Origin of the sequence: Microbacterium thalassium, from assembly GCF_014208045.1 — a bacterium.
Classification (GTDB): domain Bacteria; phylum Actinomycetota; class Actinomycetes; order Actinomycetales; family Microbacteriaceae; genus Microbacterium; species Microbacterium thalassium.
Map to the genome: position 1 here is coordinate 672,398 of NZ_JACHML010000001.1, position 18,977 is coordinate 691,374.

The following is an 18,977-nucleotide window of genomic DNA, read 5'->3' on the forward strand; positions in this document are numbered from 1 at the left end:
CGGCGTCGTACCCTTGATGGGTGACGAACGACGATCGGCCGCAGCGGCGAGCGAGCCTCGAACTGCTGCGCGCCGAGGCCGGCGATGAGCTGGCCGCGCTGATCGCCGAGCGGCTGCGCGCGGGCGAGGACCCGTGGGAGTTCATGGACGATCTGCCGAGCGTCGACGAGCTCGTCGTATTCCTGCTGAGGGCCGAGAACATCGAAGCCGACGGCGGCGTTCGGCCGAGCCGCGCCCGCCATTACCGGGTCCTTCGCCAGATCGCGCTCGACTACCCGCCCCTGACGCCGGCGGTGTGGCGGCTGCTCGGCGAGCCGAACACGCATCGGCGCTGGGACGCGACGGTCCGCGCCGACGCGTCCTGATCGTCGGGCAGACCGACGACGAAGCCCCGGTGACCGCCGCCCGCGGAGCGCGGGGACCGTCGACCGGGGCTCCGGAAGACCGAGGGATCAGCCGATGTAGGCGGCGAGATCCTTCTCGAGGGCGAACTTCGGCTTCGCGCCGATGATGGTCGTCTCGACCTCGCCCTTGTTGAAGACCTTCATCGCCGGAATCGACGTGATCTGGTACTTGAGCGCGAGATCGGGGTTCTCGTCCACGTTGAGCTTGAACACCGTGATCTTGTCGGGGTGCTCGGTCTGGATCTGGTCGAGCACGGGCGAGACCATACGGCACGGGCCGCACCACTCGGCCCAGAAGTCGACGAGGACGGGCCCGTCGGCGTTCAGGACGTCTTCGGTCCAGGTGGCGGAGGTGGTGTCCTTCGCGGTCATGGTGTCTCCTTCAGGAAGTGGGAAGTCGGTACGGGGAGAGAACGTGTGCTGGCAGCGGCTTGTTCCGGGTCACGCCGTCACGCGACGACGGCGGCGGCATCCGCGATCTGGTCGCCCTCCGGGTCGGGCGCGCCCGCCTCGCCGAGAGATGCGAGGTAGTGCTCGACGTCGAGAGCGGCCACCGTGCCGCTGCCGGCGGCGGTGACGGCCTGGCGGTACGTCGGGTCGACGACGTCGCCGGCAGCGAAGACCCCGGCGACCGACGTGCGAGAGGAGCGGCCCTCGACCCACACCGTGCCGTCCGCGGTCAGGTCGAGCTTGTCGTGGACGAGGTGCGTGCGCGGGTCGTTGCCGATCGCGACGAAGACGCCGTCGAGCGCGAGCTCGGAACGCGTGCCGTCGACGGTGTTCTCGAGCACGACGCCGGTGACGGCGTCGTCGCCGAGCACGTCCACGACCGCGCTGTTCCACACGAACTCGATCTTGTCGTTCTTGAACGCGCGCTCCTGCATGATCTTCGAGGCGCGCAGCTCGTCGCGGCGGTGGATGATGTACACCTTCGAGGCGAACTTGGTCAGGAACGTCGCCTCTTCCATCGCCGAGTCGCCGCCGCCCACGACCGCGATGACCTTCTCGCGGAAGAAGAAGCCGTCGCACGTCGCGCAGTACGAGACGCCGCGGCCCGACAGGCGCTGTTCGCCCTCGATGCCGATCTTGCGCGGCGCGGAACCCGTGGCGAAGACCACCGCATCCGCGGAGTGGCTGTCACCGCTGCCGAGCTTGACGGTCTTCACCGGACCGTCCACGTCGAGTTCGACGACATCGTCGTAGAGGACCTCGGCGCCGAACTTCTCGGCCTGCTCCTGCATCTTCGCCATGAGCTCGGGGCCCATGATGCCTTCGGGGAAGCCCGGGAAGTTCTCGACCTCGGTGGTGTTCATCAGCTCGCCGCCGGCCTCGACCGAGCTCGCGACGACGAGCGGGCTGAGGTTCGCGCGCGCCGCGTAGATGGCAGCCGTGTAGCCCGCGGGACCGGATCCGATGATGATGACCTGACGCACGAGCGCCCCTTTCGATTGGTTCCCAGTGCAGAACACATGGTAACCGCGGAAGATTCCGCGATTCTCCGAGTCAGCCGCGAGGCGGAAGCACACGACGAGCCAGCGTCAACGCCGGCCCCAGCTCGGGTGCGCGCAGAAGGGCGAGAAGACCGATGTACACGGCGAGGACGACGAGCCCGATGATGCCCGCTCCGACCGCGCCCAGCAGCGGTCCCGAGACGGTCCAGCCGGTGTCACCGCCGAGCAGCAGATAGCCGCCGTAGCCCGCGAGGCCCGCGGGGATCGCTGCGAGGGCGAAACGTCCCAGCGCCAGCGTCCACGATGCGGTGCCGATGCCGCCGAGGCGGCGGTCGAGCAGCCACGTCGCGATGACGACCTGCACGGTGCTCGAGATGGACTGGCCCAGGGCGATGGCCGCCGCGAGCTGCTCCACCGGCGCGACAGCCGAGGCGATGAGGGCGGTGACGATGACCAGCGCGGCCTGGACGAGGGTGAAGTAGAAGGGCGTTCGCGTGTCGTCGTAGGCGTAGAACGTGCGCTGGATCACGAACAGCACCGACAGGGGGATGAGCGAGACGAGGAAGCACAGCAGCACCGGAGCCGCCTGGTGCGCCTGCTCGGCCGAATTGGTGAAGATGCGGGATGCCGGCACCGCCGCCGCGGCGAGGGCCGCGGTCGCGACCACGATGAACAGGCCGAGCGTGCGGATGCTGCGGGCGATGTCGCCGCGAACCTCGTCGTCGCGGCCGGCGGACGCGTGCTCGCTGAGCTGTGTGAAGTAGGGCGTTCCGATCGAGAGCACGATGATCGAATACGGGAGCATGAACAGCAGCCACGCGTTCTGCGACGCCAGCGTCGCCGGTCCGCTGCCGGACGCGCCCGACAGGACGCGCGACTGGACGAGTCCCGCGATCTGCCCGGCGATGACCATGAGGAAGGTCCAGCCCGCCAGCTGGCCGATGTGGTTGAGTCCCACGCCCCGCCACCGGAAATCGGGGCGGACCGGAAGGTCCGCGCGGCGCCAGAACAGCAGCAGCACGATCGCCTGGAGCACGATGCCGCCCGTCGCGGTGCCGGCGAGCAGGGCGATCATGCCGGGTGTCCAATCCGCCACCTCGGTGACGGGGCCGCCGAAGACGACGATGAACACGACGAAGCCCGCGATCGAGACGATGTTGTTCACGATCGGCGCCCAGGTGAACGGCCCGTACACGCGACGGGCGTTCAGCGCCTCGCCGACGAGCGCGTACAGCCCGTAGAACAGGATCTGCGGCAGACACCAGTAAGCGAAGGCCGTCGCCAGGGCGATCTGGTCGGGGGCGAACTCGGGGCCGTAGAGCTGGACGAGCCAGGGTGCGCCGATCGTCGCGAGGGTGGCGGTGGCCAGCAGCACCACCGTGCCCAGGGTGAACAGCTTCGACACGAAGGCGCTGCCGCCGTCCGAATGTGCGGCCGCCTTGACGATCTGCGGAACCACCACGGCACTGAGCAGACCCGCCGAGATGATCGCGTAGACGATGTTGGGCAGCTGATTCGCCAGGCCGAACGCGTCGCCCGCGCGGCTGCCGACCGACCCGATGGCCGCGACGAGCACGACCGAGCGAAGCAGTCCCGTCACCCGCGAGACGACCGTGCCGGCGCCGATGAGGACGCTCGCCCGCCCGATGCCGCTCATCCGCTGCCTCCCGGACCATCCTCGGCGGAGCCCGCCGGCGCGGCATCCGATGCCTGCGGATCACCCGCGTCGGCGGCATCCGCTTCCTCGGGCGCGTGCGCGCCGGCGGCATCCGGCTCACCGTCAGCGGGACGTCGCCGGGAGCGCAGGCGGAGCACCGTGCGCACGGCGCCGATCACCACGAGCCCGGCGACGAGGACGCTGAGCACGGCGATTCCGACGCCTTCCCACTCGGCGCGGACGTTGACCTCGACCGTCTGCGCCGTTCCGATCGAGATCCCCGACGGGCTGCGCAGCTCGAGCTCCAGGGCGACCTGGCCGTTGCCGATGCGCGCCTGAACCGGAACGACGACGCGCGTGTTGCTGCTGGCCGTCGCCGCGACCGGGATCGCGGAATCCACCGAGAGGCGCAGGTTGTCGGACGAGGTGAGCAGCACCACATCGACCGGGTACGGCAGGTCATTGCGCACCCAGAACCGCAGCGACGCCGTCGACCCGGCGAGCGTGATGTCGCTTGTCGGCAGGAGCCCCACGGAGTCGAGAGTGTCGGCGACCTCTGCACCGTGGGCGGTCACGGCGAGGTGCGCCGCAGCCGGGTCAGCGGTCCACGCGGTGCCCAGCAGCTGGAGGATCTCGGCGCGCTCGGGCCCGGTCAGCAGGCTGCGGTCCTCCAGGATGGTGGCGAACCGGGCGACGTCGGCCTCGCCGTCGCGGAGACGCTCGGTGTCGCCCACGCGGACCGGGTCGACCTCGGCCTGGGCGATCGTGACGCTGCGTTCGGCGGACGCCGAGAGCTCGTCGAGCGTCGTCAGCGCGATTCCGGGAGCGTCGTCGATCGCGGTCATCACGATGCTCGCCCCGGTGCGCGTGGGCAGGGCGCCGCGGTCGAGGGCGATCGCGATGGGCCGGGCGCTCGATCCGGCCGCGGCGAAGGCGAGCTGCGCCGTCGCCGCCGCGACGGAGGCGCTGCGGGCGATCGGCTCATCGGCGGCGGCCGCGGCGCTGAGTTCCGCCGAGGATTCGGCGTCGTACACCAGGACGGAAGCCTCACCTGCCGCCGACCGCGCGGCGACCACGCCGCCGGACGAACCGGCCGCCGTGGTGCGCGATGACACGATCGTGAGGGCGGACCCGTCGGATCCGAGGGCGCCGAGGGCCGCGACCGTGTCACCGGTGACGGAGTCCGTGGCCGGCCAGTACACGTCGGTGAGGGAGTCGCCGATGGAGAGGAGCTCATCGAGGGACGGCAGGTCCGCTTCGGTCTCCTCCGCCTCGGCGGCATCCGTCTCGGTCGGCTCAGGTGTCGGGATCGCGGTGGGCTGGGTCCCGTCGATGAAGCCGTCGAAGTCCTCCGGGTTCAGATACGCGGTGAGCGCGCGGGGTGCGAGGGGCTCCGCCAGCCCCGCCGCGAGCTGAACACCCGGATCCGCGTCGCCGAACTGCAGAGCGAAGCGCTCGTTCGGGAGGGCCAGAAGCTCCGTGAGCCACTCCAGCGCCGACGCGGGCGCCTGATTCCCGAGAACGCGGATCGACGCGGGGATCGCGGGATCGATGGCGAGCACGGCGGTCGTCCCGCGGACCGCGGTGAGCTGGGCCGTCAGCGCACCGTCGAACGCCGTGAGGGACGTCAGGTCGGCGGCGGAGAGCAGGCCCGTCGAGCGGGGACCGGCAGTGACCGGGACCACGAGCGTGGTCGCCACCTCGTCGGCGTCGGGATCGGGAACGACGATCGCACTCGTCGACGACACGTCGACGTCGCCGGTCGAGATCGTCGCGACGAGCGGGTACACGCCGGGTTCGAGGTCCTGGAGGCCGACGGCCGAGGCCGGGACCGTGAGGCTCCGGACAGACGATGTCAGCGGCTCGGCGGCCGACAGCGTCGTGCCGGCGAGCTCGGTCGTCGCAACTGCCGCGGCGGTGCCGGCGAGCCACGACGACAGGGCGGTGCGCGACGACAGCGGGCGCGTGCCGATGGCGAGGTCCACCGGCGAACTCGCGATCTCGTTCGGCGTGCCGTTGTCGAGCTTCATCGTGACGGTCAGGCTGTCGCCGGGTTCGAGGATGCCGCTGCTGACCGGGGCGAGCGTGAGGTCGATGGAACCGGACGCGTCGGAGGCGGGATCCGTGGGTTCGGGTGTCGCGGTCGCCGCCGAGGCGGACAGGGCCGACAGCGGCGACAGGGCGAGCACCGCCGAGACCACAGCCGCCGCGAGCGCGCGGCGACGCGCGGCACGCGGGGGCGAGGGGGTCACGGTCATGGGAGGGGGGTTCGCTTCTTGTGCGATGTCCGGACCGCACGATCAGGTGCGATTCTACGGAACCGAACCGGCGTGTACGCCGAGCGGCCGCCGCGGTTGAATGGATCCGTGCTGCCAGAACCGGATGCAGAGCTGTGCCGATCCCTCGCGGCGGACTTCACCGACGCGGGGTTCCAGGCCGAGGCGGTGCGCGAGGCGTGGGGTGCGATCGCCGATGACGCGGTCGGCCGCGGACTGAGGAGCCCGGCGGTGCGCGCACTGGAGGGCCGCGATGATCCTCTCGCCGTCCTCGCACGCCTGCTCGTCCTGGGACTGCCGCAGTCGGTCGCGCGCGTCGACGCCGCGCTGCCGAGGACTGCAGCGGCAGGGCTCGGTGCTCTCGGACTCGGGCAGATCGACGACGGCATCTTCGTCCCCACGGCCCTGATCCGGCCGCAGTCGTTCGCCGACGAGCGCGGCGCCGGCATGTGGTGGATCGCGAGCGACCTGGACGAGGCGGCGCTGGGCGGACAGCTGCCCGAAGACCATGTGCTGGGCGTCGGCGGCGCATCACTGACCCTCGCCGGACTCCAGCTGCCCCGGCCCGCGCGCCGAGCTCTCGATGTGGGGACGGGCTGCGGCATCCAGGCCCTCCGTGCGCGGCACGATGCCGGTGAGGTGGTCGCGACCGACATCTCGGAGCACGCGCTGCGCTTCACGCGCATGAACGCGCTGATCAACGGCGTCGACGGCATCGACACGCGCGCGGGGAGCCTGTTCGGCCCGGTGGCCGGGGAGCGGTTCGACCGAATCGTGTCCAACCCGCCGTTCGTCATCACGCCGCGGATCGACGGCGTCCCGGCGTACGAGTACCGCGACGGCGGCATGGCCGGAGACGACCTGGTGGCGGCGTTCGTGCGCGGCGTGGGAGCGCATCTCGAGCCGGGCGGCGTGGCGCAGCTCCTCGGGAATTGGGAGACGCAGGGTGCGCGTGCCGGGCTGGACCGCGTGCGCGAATGGGTGGAGGCAGCGGATATTCCGCTGGACGCATGGATCGTGGAGCGCGAGTCCCTCGACCCCCTGGCGTACGCCGAGCTGTGGGTGCGCGATGGCGGCACCGCCCCCGGTTCAGCCGACTACACCGCACTCGTCGACGCCTGGCTGGAGGACTTCGACGCGCGCGACGTGTCGTCGATCGGGTTCGGGTACATCCTGCTGCGGCGGCCGGCCGCGGGAGCTCCCACGCTTGCGCGGTACGAGATCCTCACGCACGCCATCGCGGGCTGTCTCGGCGCGCACGTCGCCGACGCGCTCGACGCCCACGACCGCCTGCGTGAGCTCGACGACGAAGCCCTGGCCGCATCCGTCCTCGTCGTCGCGCCCGATGTCACCGAGGCCCGGCACCACGTGCCCGGCCACGAGGACCCGTCCGTGATCGAACTGCGTCAGGGCGCAGGATTCGCGCGATCGATGTCGGTCGACCCGGCGCTGGCCGCACTCGTCGGCGCGAGCGACGGCGATCTGACCGTCGGCGCGCTCATCGCCGCGATCGCCGAGCTGCTGGACGTCGGCGTCGACAAGCTGCGCGCCGACCTGATGCCGCGCGTGCGCGAGCTGCTCTTCACGGGATTCCTCACGTTCGGCGCCATCACGTCCGGGGAGGCGCCCGATTAGGCTTGACGCCATGCTCAACATGGCCGAGGGCGTCGCGCGCCTCGGCGCGCTCGCCGAGTCTCCCGTCGTCTCGACCCTCGCACGCGCCTTCGCCGACGCCGGTTTCGACCTCGCGATCGTGGGCGGTCCGGTCCGCGACGCTCTGCTGGGTCGCGACGTGCACGACCTCGACTTCACCACGGACGCCCAGCCCGATGACATCCTGCGGGTCGTGAAGCCGATCGCCTCGGCGCACTGGGACATCGGCCGCGCGTTCGGCACGATCGGCGCCAAGGTGGCCGGCGAGACGGTGGAGATCACGACGTACCGGGCCGACAGCTACGACGGGGTCACCCGCAAGCCCACCGTCGAGTTCGGCGACACGCTCGAGGGCGACCTCGTGCGCCGCGACTTCACCGTCAACGCCATGGCGCTGCGCGTGCCCGGCAAGGCGCTGGTGGATCCGACCGGCGGCGTGGAGGACCTGCTCGCCGGGCGCCTGCGGACGCCGACCGACCCCCACGTGAGCTTCGGCGACGATCCGCTGCGGATGCTGCGCGCCGCCCGCTTCACATCGCAGCTGGGCTTCGAAATCGACGAGGCCACGTTCGCGGCGATGATCGAGCTGCGCAGGACGCTCGACATCGTGAGCCCCGAGCGGATCCAGGGCGAGCTGGTGAGGATGCTGCAGACCGCCGCCCCGGTGCGCGGCATCCGCATCCTCGTCGAGACGGGCCTCGCCGAGGAGTTCCTCCCCGAGGTTCCCGCGCTCCGGCTCGAAGTCGACGAGCACCACCACCACAAGGACGTCTACGAGCACTCGCTCACGGTCCTGAACCAGGCCATCGAACTGGAGCACTCGCGGCATCCGGGCGAGGCGCCCGACGTTCCGCTTCGGCTCGCGGCGCTGCTGCACGACATCGGCAAGCCCGCGACGCGACGGCTCGAGCCCGGCGGCGGCGTGACCTTCCACCACCACGACATCAAGGGCGCCCGCATGGCGCGCAAGCGCCTGAACGCGCTGCGGTTCGACGCCGACACGACCAAGGTCGTCGCGCGACTGATCGAACTGCACCTGCGCTTCTTCGGCTACGCCGAGGGCGCGTGGACGGATTCGGCGGTGCGGCGGTACGTGCGAGACGCCGGCGACGAACTCGAGCGCCTGCACATCCTGACCCGCGCCGACGTCACCACGCGCAACAAGCGCAAGGCGAACCGGCTGCGCAAGGCGTACGACGACATCGAAGCGCGCATCGCCGAGCTCGACGCCCAGGAGCAGCTCGACGCCATGCGTCCCGAGCTCGACGGCAACCGCATCCAGGAGGTCCTCGGTATCGCTCCCGGCCGCGAGGTGGGCGAGGCCTACCGGTTCCTCCTCGACATCCGCCTCGACGAAGGCATCGTCGGAGCGGACGAGGCCGAGCGACGCCTGAGGGAGTGGTGGGCCGCCCGCGCCTGAGACGATGAACCGCGGCCGCCCCGGAGGGCGACCGCGGTCCGTTCGGATGCGACTACTTCGTGAGCTCCGAAGCCAGCTCCTCGAACACCGCGACGTAGGCGTCGATCGCCTCGTCGGTGTGGGTGACCGACAGCGTCCACTCCTCCTCGCGACCGGGCGTCATGAAGATGCCGCGGTTGAGGTTGAACAGCCACGCGAGGTTCGCGAGGTCGGCATCCTGGTTCTCCTTGAACGACTCGTAGTCGACGACCTTGGTGGTCGAGAACGTCACGCAGCCCTTCGAGCCGATGCCGAGCGCGTAGCCGGGCAGCTCGTAGCGGTCGACGACGTCCTGGCAGCCGCTCACGATGCGGTCGTTCAGGTGGCCGAGGTGTGCGTACGCCTCGGGCGTGAGCACCTGCTCGAGCGAAGCCCGCGCGGCGACCATCGACAGCGGGTTCCCGTTGTAGGTGCCGACCTGGTAGACCGAGCCGTCCTCGACGACCGACATGACCTCTTCGGTGCCGCCGATGGCGCCCGAGGGCAGGCCGCCGCCGAGCACCTTGGCCATGGTGACCATGTCGGGCGTGACGCCGAACTTCTCGGTCGCGCCGCCCGCGGCGATCGCGAGGCCCGTCTTGACCTCGTCGAAGATGAGCACGATGCCGTGCTTGCGGGTGATCTCGCGGACGGCCTCGAGATAGCCGGGCTCGGGCAGGACGACGCCCAGGTTCATCATGGCGGCCTCCATGATGACGCACGCGGGCTTGCGGCCCTCGGCGGCGAGGCGCTCGATGCGGCGCTCCATGGCGCCGGCGTCGTTGAAGGGCACCGCGACAGTCATGTCGACGACCGACTGCGGGATGCCGGCGCCGTAGGCGAGCGACGCGAGGTTCTCGCGGTCGCCGATCTTGTCGTACTCGACGCCGATCGACACCATGACGGTGTCGTGGTGGCCGTGGTACGAGCCGAAGATCTTCATGACGGTGTCGCGGCCGGTGAGGGCGCGGGCGATGCGGATGGCGTCCATCGTCGCCTCGGACCCCGAGTTGGTGTAGCGCCACTTGGGCAGGCCGAAGCGGCGGGCGAGCTCATCGGCGACGAAGACGTCGTCCTCGGTCGGGCACCCGAAGTGCGTGCCCATCGGGTAGCGCTCGGCGATCGCGGCGCCGATGGCCGGGTGCGCGTGGCCCTGGACCATCGAGCCGAAGCCGTTGTGGAAATCCCACATCTCGTTGCCGTCGACGTCCCAGACCTTGGGGCCCGAGCCGCGCGAGATGTAGATCGGCCACGGGTCGCGCAGCTGGTAGCTGGACGCGACACCGCCGGCGAGGTGCGCGCTGGCGCGCTTGTACATCTCACCGGATGCCCCGGTGCGGGCGTCGAGGCGGGCGGCCTCGCGGGCGGTCAGCTCGGCGATGCGAGCGCGATCGATGCGTGTTGTCGTAGGGGTGCTCATGCTTCCTCCCGCATGATGTCTGCCGATCGGCCTGGCATCGACGGGTTGCGGAAAGCACGGTCCTCCGGTCGGCCTGGCGCCGGAGGCGGTCAATATGACGGGGACATCCTACCAAGTCCGATAGAGCCGTGAATCCCCGGTCAGGGACTATTCGGTGATCATGTCCGACACGACAGAGGCGTAGAGCAGGACGATGAGTCCACCGAACGCGAGCGGGAGCACCCACCACCAGCGATTGGATTCGAGCGTGCGCCCCGGTTCGGCGACAGGTGTTCGCGGACGGGAGAGCGTGCCGTCCGTGCCCATGACCGGGACAGCACCGAGCCGGTGGTCGCGCCAGTGCTCCCACCGGCGTGATCGCTGCTCCCACAAGGCCGCCTGAGCGGCGAGATCGTCGAGACCGTGCACGGACGCGGCGAGGACGGAACCGGGCCGGAAGAACACGATGGCGTCGTCGTTGAACTCGATGTCCCAGTCGGCCGCCGTGTCAATGAGCGTGGCCATCACCTCGGGACTCAGGAAGTAGAGTGCGTCCGTCTCATAGCCGGCGGGGCAGTAGACCGTGAAGTGGTCGTCGAAGTCTCCCTCGAGCGAGAGAACCTGATCCGGTACCAGGTCGGCGCCCGCGCGAACGGCCAGAGAGCGTCGATTGCGGCGGGAATCCACGACGATGTGAGGCACAGGCGCCTTGAGCGGGATCTCGATGTACCCCCATGTGTGAGCCGTCCAGCCGCCCCGGGTGGACCACTCGCGCGCGTACTCCCAATCGCCGACCCGGATCCCCGTGTCGGGGTCCACGAGGTGCGTGGATCGGCCCCGAGCCCCGCGCAGCCCGATGATGTCGGATGCCGGCCGCTTGGCGACGGCGAAGGCGGCCCTCCACCCGCGATCGTCCGCCCACTCGGCGAGACGGCGCCAGCGACGGTGCGTGCGCCACGATTCGACGAAGCCCCACACCGCGAACACGGCTGCGACCGCCGCCCCCGTGGCGAGCCCGAGGAGCGTCGCCAGAGGGGGCTGGAGCGCGGCGACGGCAAGTCCGAATGCATAGCCGGCGATCGCACCGGCGACGAAGATCCACGTCGCGACGGTCGTGCGACGCGCAAGCCATGCGAACGCGAACCGCATGGCAGACCCCGGCTCGCCCGGCCCGATAGCCCCGCCGGATCGCCTTCGCGTCGGGGGCAGGCTCGGCTCGGCGCGCGTCGGGTCGGTCGCCATCGCCCGAGTCTGTCACAGTCCCCTTCGCTCGTACGAACGCTCGCGGGTCGTTCGACCGCGCAACCCGGCCGACGCAGCTGCCGTCGTGTGCCCTGACCATGGCGCCCGGGCGACAGCGTCAATAGCATGCCGTCCATGGTGAAGATGTGGACAGCACGACGGTGGATGTGGAATCGACTGGCGACCCTCAAGTTCGCCGGAGCGAAGGTCGTCGACATCCCGGTTCCGGGTGGCGATGAGGCCGTCGTTCGCGGGGTCCCGCTGTCGACCCGGTTCCCGCGGATCGGGATCAACGAGATCCTCGTGGCCGACCGCATCCCCACAGACGAGCACGACCTGCGGGCGCAGCGCTTCTACAGCGTGATGGAGCGACTGTTCCGCATCTTCGGACCGAATGCCCCGGGTCTCCCGTCGGTCGATGCCGACCGCGGTGCCGCCCTCGACCGCGCGTACACCGAGGCGCACCGCGCGCTGTTCCCGGCGCCGGAGTTCCCCGACGAGTTCCGCGATCCCGACCTCGGTCTGCTGGCGACCACCAGCCCCTACGCCCACTACGTCACCGCGACGGGGCCCGACACGTACGAATGGGATCTGCGCTCGCTCGCCGAGTACGACGTGCACCCGGGTCTCGTGCGCCTCGGCGTGCACGTGAGCTTCGTGCAGGACGGCGACCGACTGCGCGCCGTCGAGATCGACAGTGCGCTCGGCACCGTCACACCCGAGGACGCCGACTGGGACCGCTCGGTGGGGCTCGCGCTGTGCGCCGCGACGACGCACACCTCGCTCGTGCGCCACTACAACTGGGTGCACCTCGTGCCGGGGGCGGCCTTCTCGATCGCCACGCGCAGCGCGCTGCCGGCAGCGCATCCGCTCAAGCGGCTGCTGTGGCCGCATGTCTTCCGCACGCAGTTCAGCAACTGGGTCACCACCGTCGGCCAGCTCAGCGCGGGCGGCGACTTCGAGGAGATCTTCAGCTTCACGCGCGAATCGCTGCTGCGGCTGTTCAACGACACCTGCCGGGACTTCGACGCGATCGTCGTCGATCCGCAGCGGGACGCCGAGAAGCGCGGCATCGTCGGACGCGGCCTCGACGTGCCCGTCCTCGACAACTCGCTCGCCCACCACGACGTCATGCGCGCGCACGCCGAGCGCTACCTGCGCGCCTACTACCCCGACGACGCGGCGCTCGCCGCCGACGTCGACGTGCAGCGCTGGTACGCCGAGCTCGACCGCCTGATCCCGGGCGGGGCGGGCGTTCTCGGTGACGCGAGGACGGTGGAGTCCGCATCCCGTCTCATCGGCTCGCTCATCCACCTCGTCGCCTACCAGCACGAGGCCTACGGCACCCTGCTGTGGAACTACCAGCTGTGGACCCAGGTGGAGCCGATCCGGGTCCGGACCGACGGCGCCCCCGAGCCGGTGGACGTCTACCAGCGGATGGTCAACGCCGACTTCGGGCTCAACATCCGGCGCTCGCCGATGATGCAGGACTTCTCGTATCTCGCGCTCGACGGGAGGGGCCGCGCGGCCTTCCGCGCCTTCCTGTCCGACCTGCTCGCGCTGCAGACACGGATGGAAGCCGAGCCGCAGGCGCTGTACAAGGTGTACCCCGAGATGCTCGAAGCCAACATGAACGGGTGAGCGCCCGGCGCAGGACGTCCCCTCCTGCATCGCCCGGTCCGATCCGGCCTACACTTGATCCACGCTCCCGCCAGAGTCGATCGGAGCCGCATGTCATCGCCGTGGTCGTCGAGACGTGATGTCTCACCCGAGACGTCCCGCCTGATGATCGAGCGCGCCCACGAGGAGATCCTCGCCGGCAATCCCGCGGACCAGCGTCTGCGGGATGTGCGCCCGCTGGTCCGCGAATCCTGGACCCGCGCCCTCGCGGATCTCGTCGGCGCCGAGTCGCTCCCCCCGCTCGACCTCAGCGCGGCCGACCTCGAGGAGTACCGCCGCGCTCACCCGCTCTCCGGTGTGATGGACATGGTGCGCGGACTCCTGCTGCCCGGCGAAGAGGACGACTCGGGCGTGGTCGTGGCGGTGGGGGATGCCGCCGGCCGCCTGCTGTGGATCGAGGGGGACCGCAGCATCCGCTCGCTCACCGGCGCGATGGGCTTCGTCGAGGGCGCGAACTGGTCCGAAGAGGCGGTCGGCACGGCCGCCCCGGGAACCGCGCTGCGTCTGGACCGATCCGTGCAGATCCACGGGGCCGAGCACTTCAACCGGCTCGTGCAGCCGTGGTCGTGCACGGCCGCTCCGGTCCACGACCCCGAGACCCGCCGCATCCTGGGCGTCATTGACGTCACGGGCGGCACCGAGGCGGTGTCGGCGCAGGCGCAGCTGCTCGTGGACGCGACCGCCCGCGCGATCGAGGGTGAGCTGATGGTCTCGCGGCTGCGCGAGCGGGCCGAAGCCCCGCCGCGCCCGCGCCGGTCCCCGCCGCCGCGCGACACGGCGCGGGTGACACTGCGCGTTCTCGGCCGCGACCGGGGGCTCCTCGACGTCGCAGGCAGCGATGGAGAGCGGGTCCATGAGCTGTCGACGCGCCATGCCGAGATCCTGCTCATGCTCGCCACGCACCGCCAGGGACTGTCCGCCGAACGGCTCGGTGAACTCGTCTACGGCGGGGCGGATGCCGCCGACACGCTGCGCCCCGAGATGGTGCGGCTGCGCAAGGTGCTCGAGCGGTCGGCGCCCGCGCTGGTGCCGGCATCCCGCCCCTACCGTCTCACCACCGACGTGGAGACCGACGTGCAGCAGGTGATGTCGCTCCTGGACCGCGGGGCCCACCGCGTCGCCCTCGCCGCCTACCGCGGCGATGTGCTGCCGGATTCGGTCGCGCCGGGGGTCGAGGAGCTGCGCGAGACCGCGCGCATGACTCTGCGCGAGGGACTCATGGCCGAGGCGTCGGTCGACGTGCTGCTGGCGTACGCCGACACCGACGCGGGCGCCGAGGACGAGGAGCTGCTGAGGCTGTGCCTGGGGATGCTGCCCCCGCGGTCGCCGAAGCGCGCGGCCCTCGTCGCAAAGCTCGAGCAGCTCCAGGCCAAGGAGGAGCAGCCCGACTGAAAATCATTCTCATGAATAGGAATTGCTAGACAGACTAGTGATAATTAGCTAGTTTTCCTAGCGAAGCACATCGAGGTGCTTCGTAATCCACAGGAGAATGACATGCGCAGGAAGATCGCTGCAGCACTCGCCGGCGGGGCTCTCGTCGTCGGCGCCGCACTCGCCGCCCCGGCCGCCGCCTCGGCCGCGGGCTATGGAAAGCAGATCAACGACGGATGCGGCGCCAGCTACGGCCAGCTCGTGTCGGCGGCCCGCGATGCGGGCCACGTCACGGGGTCGGTCGGCGGAGCCAAGAACTTCGTGGTGAACGGGATCGCCGCCGCCCACCGGTGCAGCTGACACCACAGACTCGGGGGGAATGGAAGGACGTCGCGGCTTCGGCCGCGGCGTCCTTCTCTCGTGTTCGCCGGAACACCGCGATTCCTGGCAGGATCGGCATGACGGGGGAGGACGCATGACCGACCACAGCGGCACCGACGACACACCCACGCCGGCGCTGACAGAGCTCGCCGAGGCCCACGGCATCGCCACGTCGTACTGGTCGTTCTTCGGCCAGCACGTGCAGGTTCCCGCCACGACCCTGCGGGCGGTGCTCGCGGCGATGGGCGTGGACACCGACGCCGACCCCCAGGCGGTCCTCGATGAGATGGCGGATGCCGCGTGGTGGGAGTTCCTGCCCCCGTCGCTGGTCGTCCGGCAGGGCTCGGGCGAGGTCGTCGTCAACGTGCAGGACGGCCACGACGTCCGGCTGCAGGTGAAGCTCGAGGACGGGTCGTGGCGCGACGTCGCGATCCCGGGTCAGCAGCCGCAGGCGCGCGTCGTCGACGGCGAGATCGTATGGCGTCTCCACATTCCGGTTCCGGGCGATCTGCCGCTCGGCTGGCACGAGCTATACGCCCAGCAGATCCCGCACGGCAGCGCCTCGGCCGACCGCACCGCGACGTGCACCCTCGTCGTGACGCCGACGCGCCTGGCCCCGCCGCCGTCGCGGCCCGGGCACGGCGGCCGCGCGTGGGGGCTCATGGCCCAGCTGTACTCGGTGCGCTCGCGGGCGTCCTGGGGCCTCGGCGACTTCGCCGACCTCGCCGACCTCGCGTCGGTGGCGGCCGAATCGGGTGCCGACTTCCTGCTGGTCAACCCCATCCACGCCGCCGAGGTCGTGCCGCCCATCGAGCCGTCGCCGTATCTGCCCGCGACGCGCCGGTTCGTGGCCCCCCTCTACATCCGTCCCGAAGACATCCGCGAGGTCGCCTACCTCGACCCGTCCGACCGTGCCCGCATCTCGGCGGCCCACGCGACGGTCGCGGCATCCGACCTCGACCCCGAGCGTGTCGACCGCGACGCCGCGTGGGCGGCCAAGCGCGCGGCCCTCGAGGTCGTGTTCACCGCGCCCCGCACCGCCGCCCGCCAGGCCGCGTTCGACGCGTTCGTCTCCGAGCACGGCGAGCACCTGGCCGACTTCGCGCTGTGGTGCGCGCTCGAGGAGCACTACGCCGAGGTGGACGAGCGGCCCGAGGAATCCTGGGACATCCGCTCTCCGCTCGTCGCGCAGCTGCGCATCGACCTCGGTGATCGCGTCGCCTTCCACACGTGGCTGCAGTGGATCGCCCAGGAGCAGGCCGAGGCCGCGCAGGCCGCCGCGCTCGGCGCGGGCATGCGGATCGGCGTGATGCACGACCTGGCGGTGGGGGTGCACCCGAAGGGGTCGGATGCCCTGTCGCTGCGTGACATGTACGCCCCGGGGATCACGGTCGGCGCACCGCCGGACATGTACAACCAGCTCGGCCAGACGTGGGGCCAGCCGCCGTGGCTGCCGGGCGCGCTCGCTCGCGCCGGATACGCGCCGCTGCGCGACATGATCCGCGGCCTGCTGAAGCACGCCGGTGCGCTGCGCATCGACCACATCATCGGGTTCTTCCGGCTGTGGTGGATCCCGGACGGCCTGGGACCGGCGGCCGGCACCTACGTGCGGTACGACCACGAGGCCATGATCGGCGTGCTCGCGCTCGAGGCGCACCGCGCCGGCGCCGTCATCATCGGTGAGGACCTGGGACTGGTCGAGCCGTGGGTTCGCGACTACCTGTCCGAGCGCAACATCCTCGGCACGTCGGTGCTGTGGTTCGAGATGGAGGGCGACCGCCCGAAGCCGCCCGAGCACTACCGCACCGCGCTCCTGGCGACGGTCAACACCCACGACCTGCCGCCGACCGCCGGCTACCTCGCCGGCGAGCACGTGGATCTGCGCGAGCGCCTCGGGCTGCTCGACCAGCCCGTGGAAGAGGCGCGGGCCGAGGCGGTCCGCGAGCAGGAGGCCGTCCTGTCGGCGCTGCGCGAGCGGGGACTGCTCGCCGAGGGCGCCACCGAGGAGCAGATCATCGAGGCACTGCACCTCTTCCTCGTCGCGGCCCCCAGCCAGCTGCTGGGCGTCTCGCTCGTCGATGCCGTGGGAGAGCGTCGCGTGCAGAATCAGCCGGGCACCGACAAGGAGTACCCGAACTGGCAGATCCCCCTCGCCGACTCCGACGGCGAGGCCGTGCTGCTCGAGGACATCCCGGGAATGGAGCGGTACCGCTCGCTCACCAGGTCGGTGGACCAGGCGCTCCGCGACGCCGCGTACTGACCGCCGTCGCGGATGCCGCCGCCCGCGGCATCCGCTGCTGTGCGGTATCCGCACGTCGGCGGGGCAGCGCGGCCAGGCTGCAACGTAGATGCAACCGGATGCAACGTTGCCCGTCCTAGCTTCGACGCAACTCACCCGCGACGACGGACGTCGCGGCCGCAGTCGAAGGAGACAGCAATGACCATCGTCGAAGAAGGCGTCTCGAGCGTCTACGCCGCCCCGGGCGAGCGCGGCAGCGTCGCCCAGTACCGTTCCCGCTACGGCCACTTCATCGGCGGCGAGTGGGTCGAGCCGATCAAGGGCCAGTACTTCGAGAACATCACCCCCGTCACCGGCAAGCCGTTCGTCGAGGTCGGCCGCGGCACCGTCGAGGACATCGACCGGGCCGTCGAGGTCGCGTGGAAGGCGTTCGAGTCCTACAAGCGCACCACCGCCGCCGAGCGGGCGATCATGCTCAACAAGATCGCAGACCGCATGGAGGAGAACCTCGAGAAGATCGCCGTCGCCGAGACGTGGGAGAACGGCAAGCCGGTGCGCGAGACCCTCGCCGCCGACATCCCGCTCGCGATCGACCACTTCCGCTACTTCGCCGGCGTGCTGCGCGCCCAGGAGGGTTCGCTCAGCGAGATCGACGGCGACACGATCGCGTACCACTTCCACGAGCCGCTCGGCGTGGTCGGCCAGATCATCCCGTGGAACTTCCCGATCCTCATGGCGACGTGGAAGCTCGCCCCCGCGCTCGCCGCGGGCAACTGCGTCGTGCTCAAGCCCGCCGAGCAGACGCCGGCGTCGATCCTGTTCCTGATGGAGCTGATCGAGGACCTCATCCCGGCCGGTGTCATCAACATCGTCAACGGCTTCGGCATCGAGGCGGGGGCGCCCCTCGCGCAGCACAAGCGCATCCGCAAGGTCGCCTTCACGGGTGAGACCACGACGGGCCGCCTCATCATGCAGTACGCGTCGCAGAACCTGATCCCGGTCACGCTCGAGCTCGGGGGCAAGTCCGCGAACGTGTTCTTCGAGGACGTGTGCCGCGCGAACGACGACTACTACGACAAGGCGCTCGAGGGCTTCACGTTCTTCGCGCTCAACCAGGGCGAGGTCTGCACGTGCCCGTCGCGGGCGCTCATCCAGCGGTCGGTGTACGACCAGTTCCTCGGCGATGGCCTCGACCGCGTCGCGAAGATCAAGCAGGGCAATCCGCTCGACCCCGAGACGATGATCGGCGCGCAGGCGTCGAACGACCAGCTCGAGAAGATCCTGTCGTACATCCAGATCGGCAAGGACGGCGGGGCGAAGCTGCTCGCCGGCGGCGAGCGGGTCGACCTCGGCGGCGAACTGTCGGGCGGGTACTACGTCGCCCCGACGGTGTTCGAGGGCACCAACGACATGCGGATCTTCCAGGAGGAGATCTTCGGGCCCGTGGTCTCGGTCACGAGCTTCGACGACTTCGACGACGCGATCGGCATCGCCAACGACACGCTGTACGGCCTCGGCGCCGGTGTCTGGAGCCGCTCGGGAGACACCGCCTACCGCGCCGGCCGCGCCATCGAGGCCGGCCGCGTCTGGACGAACACGTACCACCAGTACCCCGCGCACGCGGCGTTCGGCGGGTACAAGCAGTCCGGCATCGGCCGCGAGAACCACCTGAAGATGCTCGACCACTACCAGCAGACGAAGAACCTGCTGGTGTCGTACGCCGAAGGCGCGATGGGCTTCTTCTAAACAGCACGGCGGGCGCCCCAGTCCCCAGCGAAGGCGCCCG

Annotated in this window: 14 protein-coding genes; 8 read left to right on the forward strand and 6 right to left on the reverse strand. The window is 70.5% G+C overall.

Annotation, left to right across the window (positions count from 1 at the left end; all coding sequences use genetic code 11):
- Positions 1-20: 20 nt before the first annotated feature.
- Positions 21-365: a tryptophan synthase subunit alpha gene (locus HD594_RS03140; RefSeq protein ID WP_184749575.1), complete on the forward strand. Its 345-nt coding sequence runs from the start codon at positions 21-23 to the stop codon at positions 363-365.
- A gap of 87 nt (positions 366-452) precedes the next feature.
- Here HD594_RS03140 and trxA read toward each other — a convergent pair whose 3' ends face one another.
- From trxA to HD594_RS03160, 4 genes are all read right to left on the reverse strand, one after another.
- Complete coding sequence (gene trxA / locus HD594_RS03145) at positions 453-776, reverse strand: thioredoxin (protein WP_184749576.1); 324 nt, start codon at positions 774-776, stop codon at positions 453-455.
- Positions 777-853: 77 nt separating this feature from the next.
- Positions 854-1,837 (reverse strand): thioredoxin-disulfide reductase, encoded by a 984-nt coding sequence (trxB, locus tag HD594_RS03150; RefSeq protein WP_184749577.1) that lies wholly within the window; start codon positions 1,835-1,837, stop codon positions 854-856.
- Between the two features lie 70 nt (positions 1,838-1,907).
- Positions 1,908-3,512, reverse strand: coding sequence for a murein biosynthesis integral membrane protein MurJ (gene murJ, locus HD594_RS03155; RefSeq protein WP_184749578.1), 1,605 nt, complete (start codon positions 3,510-3,512; stop codon positions 1,908-1,910).
- The gene (locus HD594_RS03160; protein WP_184749579.1) at positions 3,509-5,770 is read right to left on the reverse strand and encodes a DUF6049 family protein; all 2,262 of its coding nucleotides are present in this window, start codon (positions 5,768-5,770) and stop codon (positions 3,509-3,511) included. Before HD594_RS03160 ends, murJ begins: the two co-directional genes overlap by 4 nt.
- Before the next feature lie 108 nt (positions 5,771-5,878).
- On the opposite strand from HD594_RS03160, the gene HD594_RS03165 reads away from it, so the two are divergent.
- Together HD594_RS03165 and HD594_RS03170 are read left to right on the forward strand one after the other, a co-directional pair.
- Entirely contained in the window at positions 5,879-7,423 is a 1,545-nt protein-coding gene (locus HD594_RS03165) for a DUF7059 domain-containing protein (protein WP_271171283.1), read from the forward strand.
- Positions 7,424-7,433: 10 nt separating this feature from the next.
- Entirely contained in the window at positions 7,434-8,861 is a 1,428-nt protein-coding gene (locus HD594_RS03170) for a CCA tRNA nucleotidyltransferase (protein ID WP_184749580.1), read from the forward strand.
- A 52-nt stretch (positions 8,862-8,913) separates the two neighbouring features.
- On the opposite strand, the gene HD594_RS03175 is transcribed toward HD594_RS03170, so the two are convergent.
- Both HD594_RS03175 and HD594_RS03180 read right to left on the reverse strand, forming a co-directional pair.
- Positions 8,914-10,299, reverse strand: coding sequence for an aspartate aminotransferase family protein (locus HD594_RS03175; RefSeq protein ID WP_184749581.1), 1,386 nt, complete (start codon positions 10,297-10,299; stop codon positions 8,914-8,916).
- 147 nt (positions 10,300-10,446) lie between these two features.
- Complete coding sequence (locus HD594_RS03180) at positions 10,447-11,427, reverse strand: hypothetical protein (protein WP_184749582.1); 981 nt, start codon at positions 11,425-11,427, stop codon at positions 10,447-10,449.
- A gap of 228 nt (positions 11,428-11,655) precedes the next feature.
- On the opposite strand from HD594_RS03180, the gene HD594_RS03185 reads away from it, so the two are divergent.
- From HD594_RS03185 to exaC, 5 genes are all read left to right on the forward strand, one after another.
- A complete protein-coding gene (locus HD594_RS03185; protein ID WP_184749583.1) occupies positions 11,656-13,161 on the forward strand; it encodes a lipoxygenase family protein in 1,506 nt (501 codons plus the stop codon).
- 144 nt (positions 13,162-13,305) lie between these two features.
- Positions 13,306-14,592 (forward strand): GAF domain-containing protein, encoded by a 1,287-nt coding sequence (locus HD594_RS03190; protein WP_246413838.1) that lies wholly within the window; start codon positions 13,306-13,308, stop codon positions 14,590-14,592.
- A 102-nt stretch (positions 14,593-14,694) separates the two neighbouring features.
- Positions 14,695-14,931, forward strand: coding sequence for a hypothetical protein (locus tag HD594_RS03195; RefSeq protein ID WP_184749585.1), 237 nt, complete (start codon positions 14,695-14,697; stop codon positions 14,929-14,931).
- 115 nt (positions 14,932-15,046) lie between these two features.
- Positions 15,047-17,212, forward strand: a complete 2,166-nt coding sequence (malQ, locus tag HD594_RS03200; RefSeq protein ID WP_184749586.1) for a 4-alpha-glucanotransferase — start codon at positions 15,047-15,049, stop codon at positions 17,210-17,212.
- A gap of 177 nt (positions 17,213-17,389) precedes the next feature.
- Positions 17,390-18,937: an acetaldehyde dehydrogenase ExaC gene (gene exaC, locus HD594_RS03205; RefSeq protein WP_184749587.1), complete on the forward strand. Its 1,548-nt coding sequence runs from the start codon at positions 17,390-17,392 to the stop codon at positions 18,935-18,937.
- Positions 18,938-18,977 lie beyond the last annotated feature (40 nt).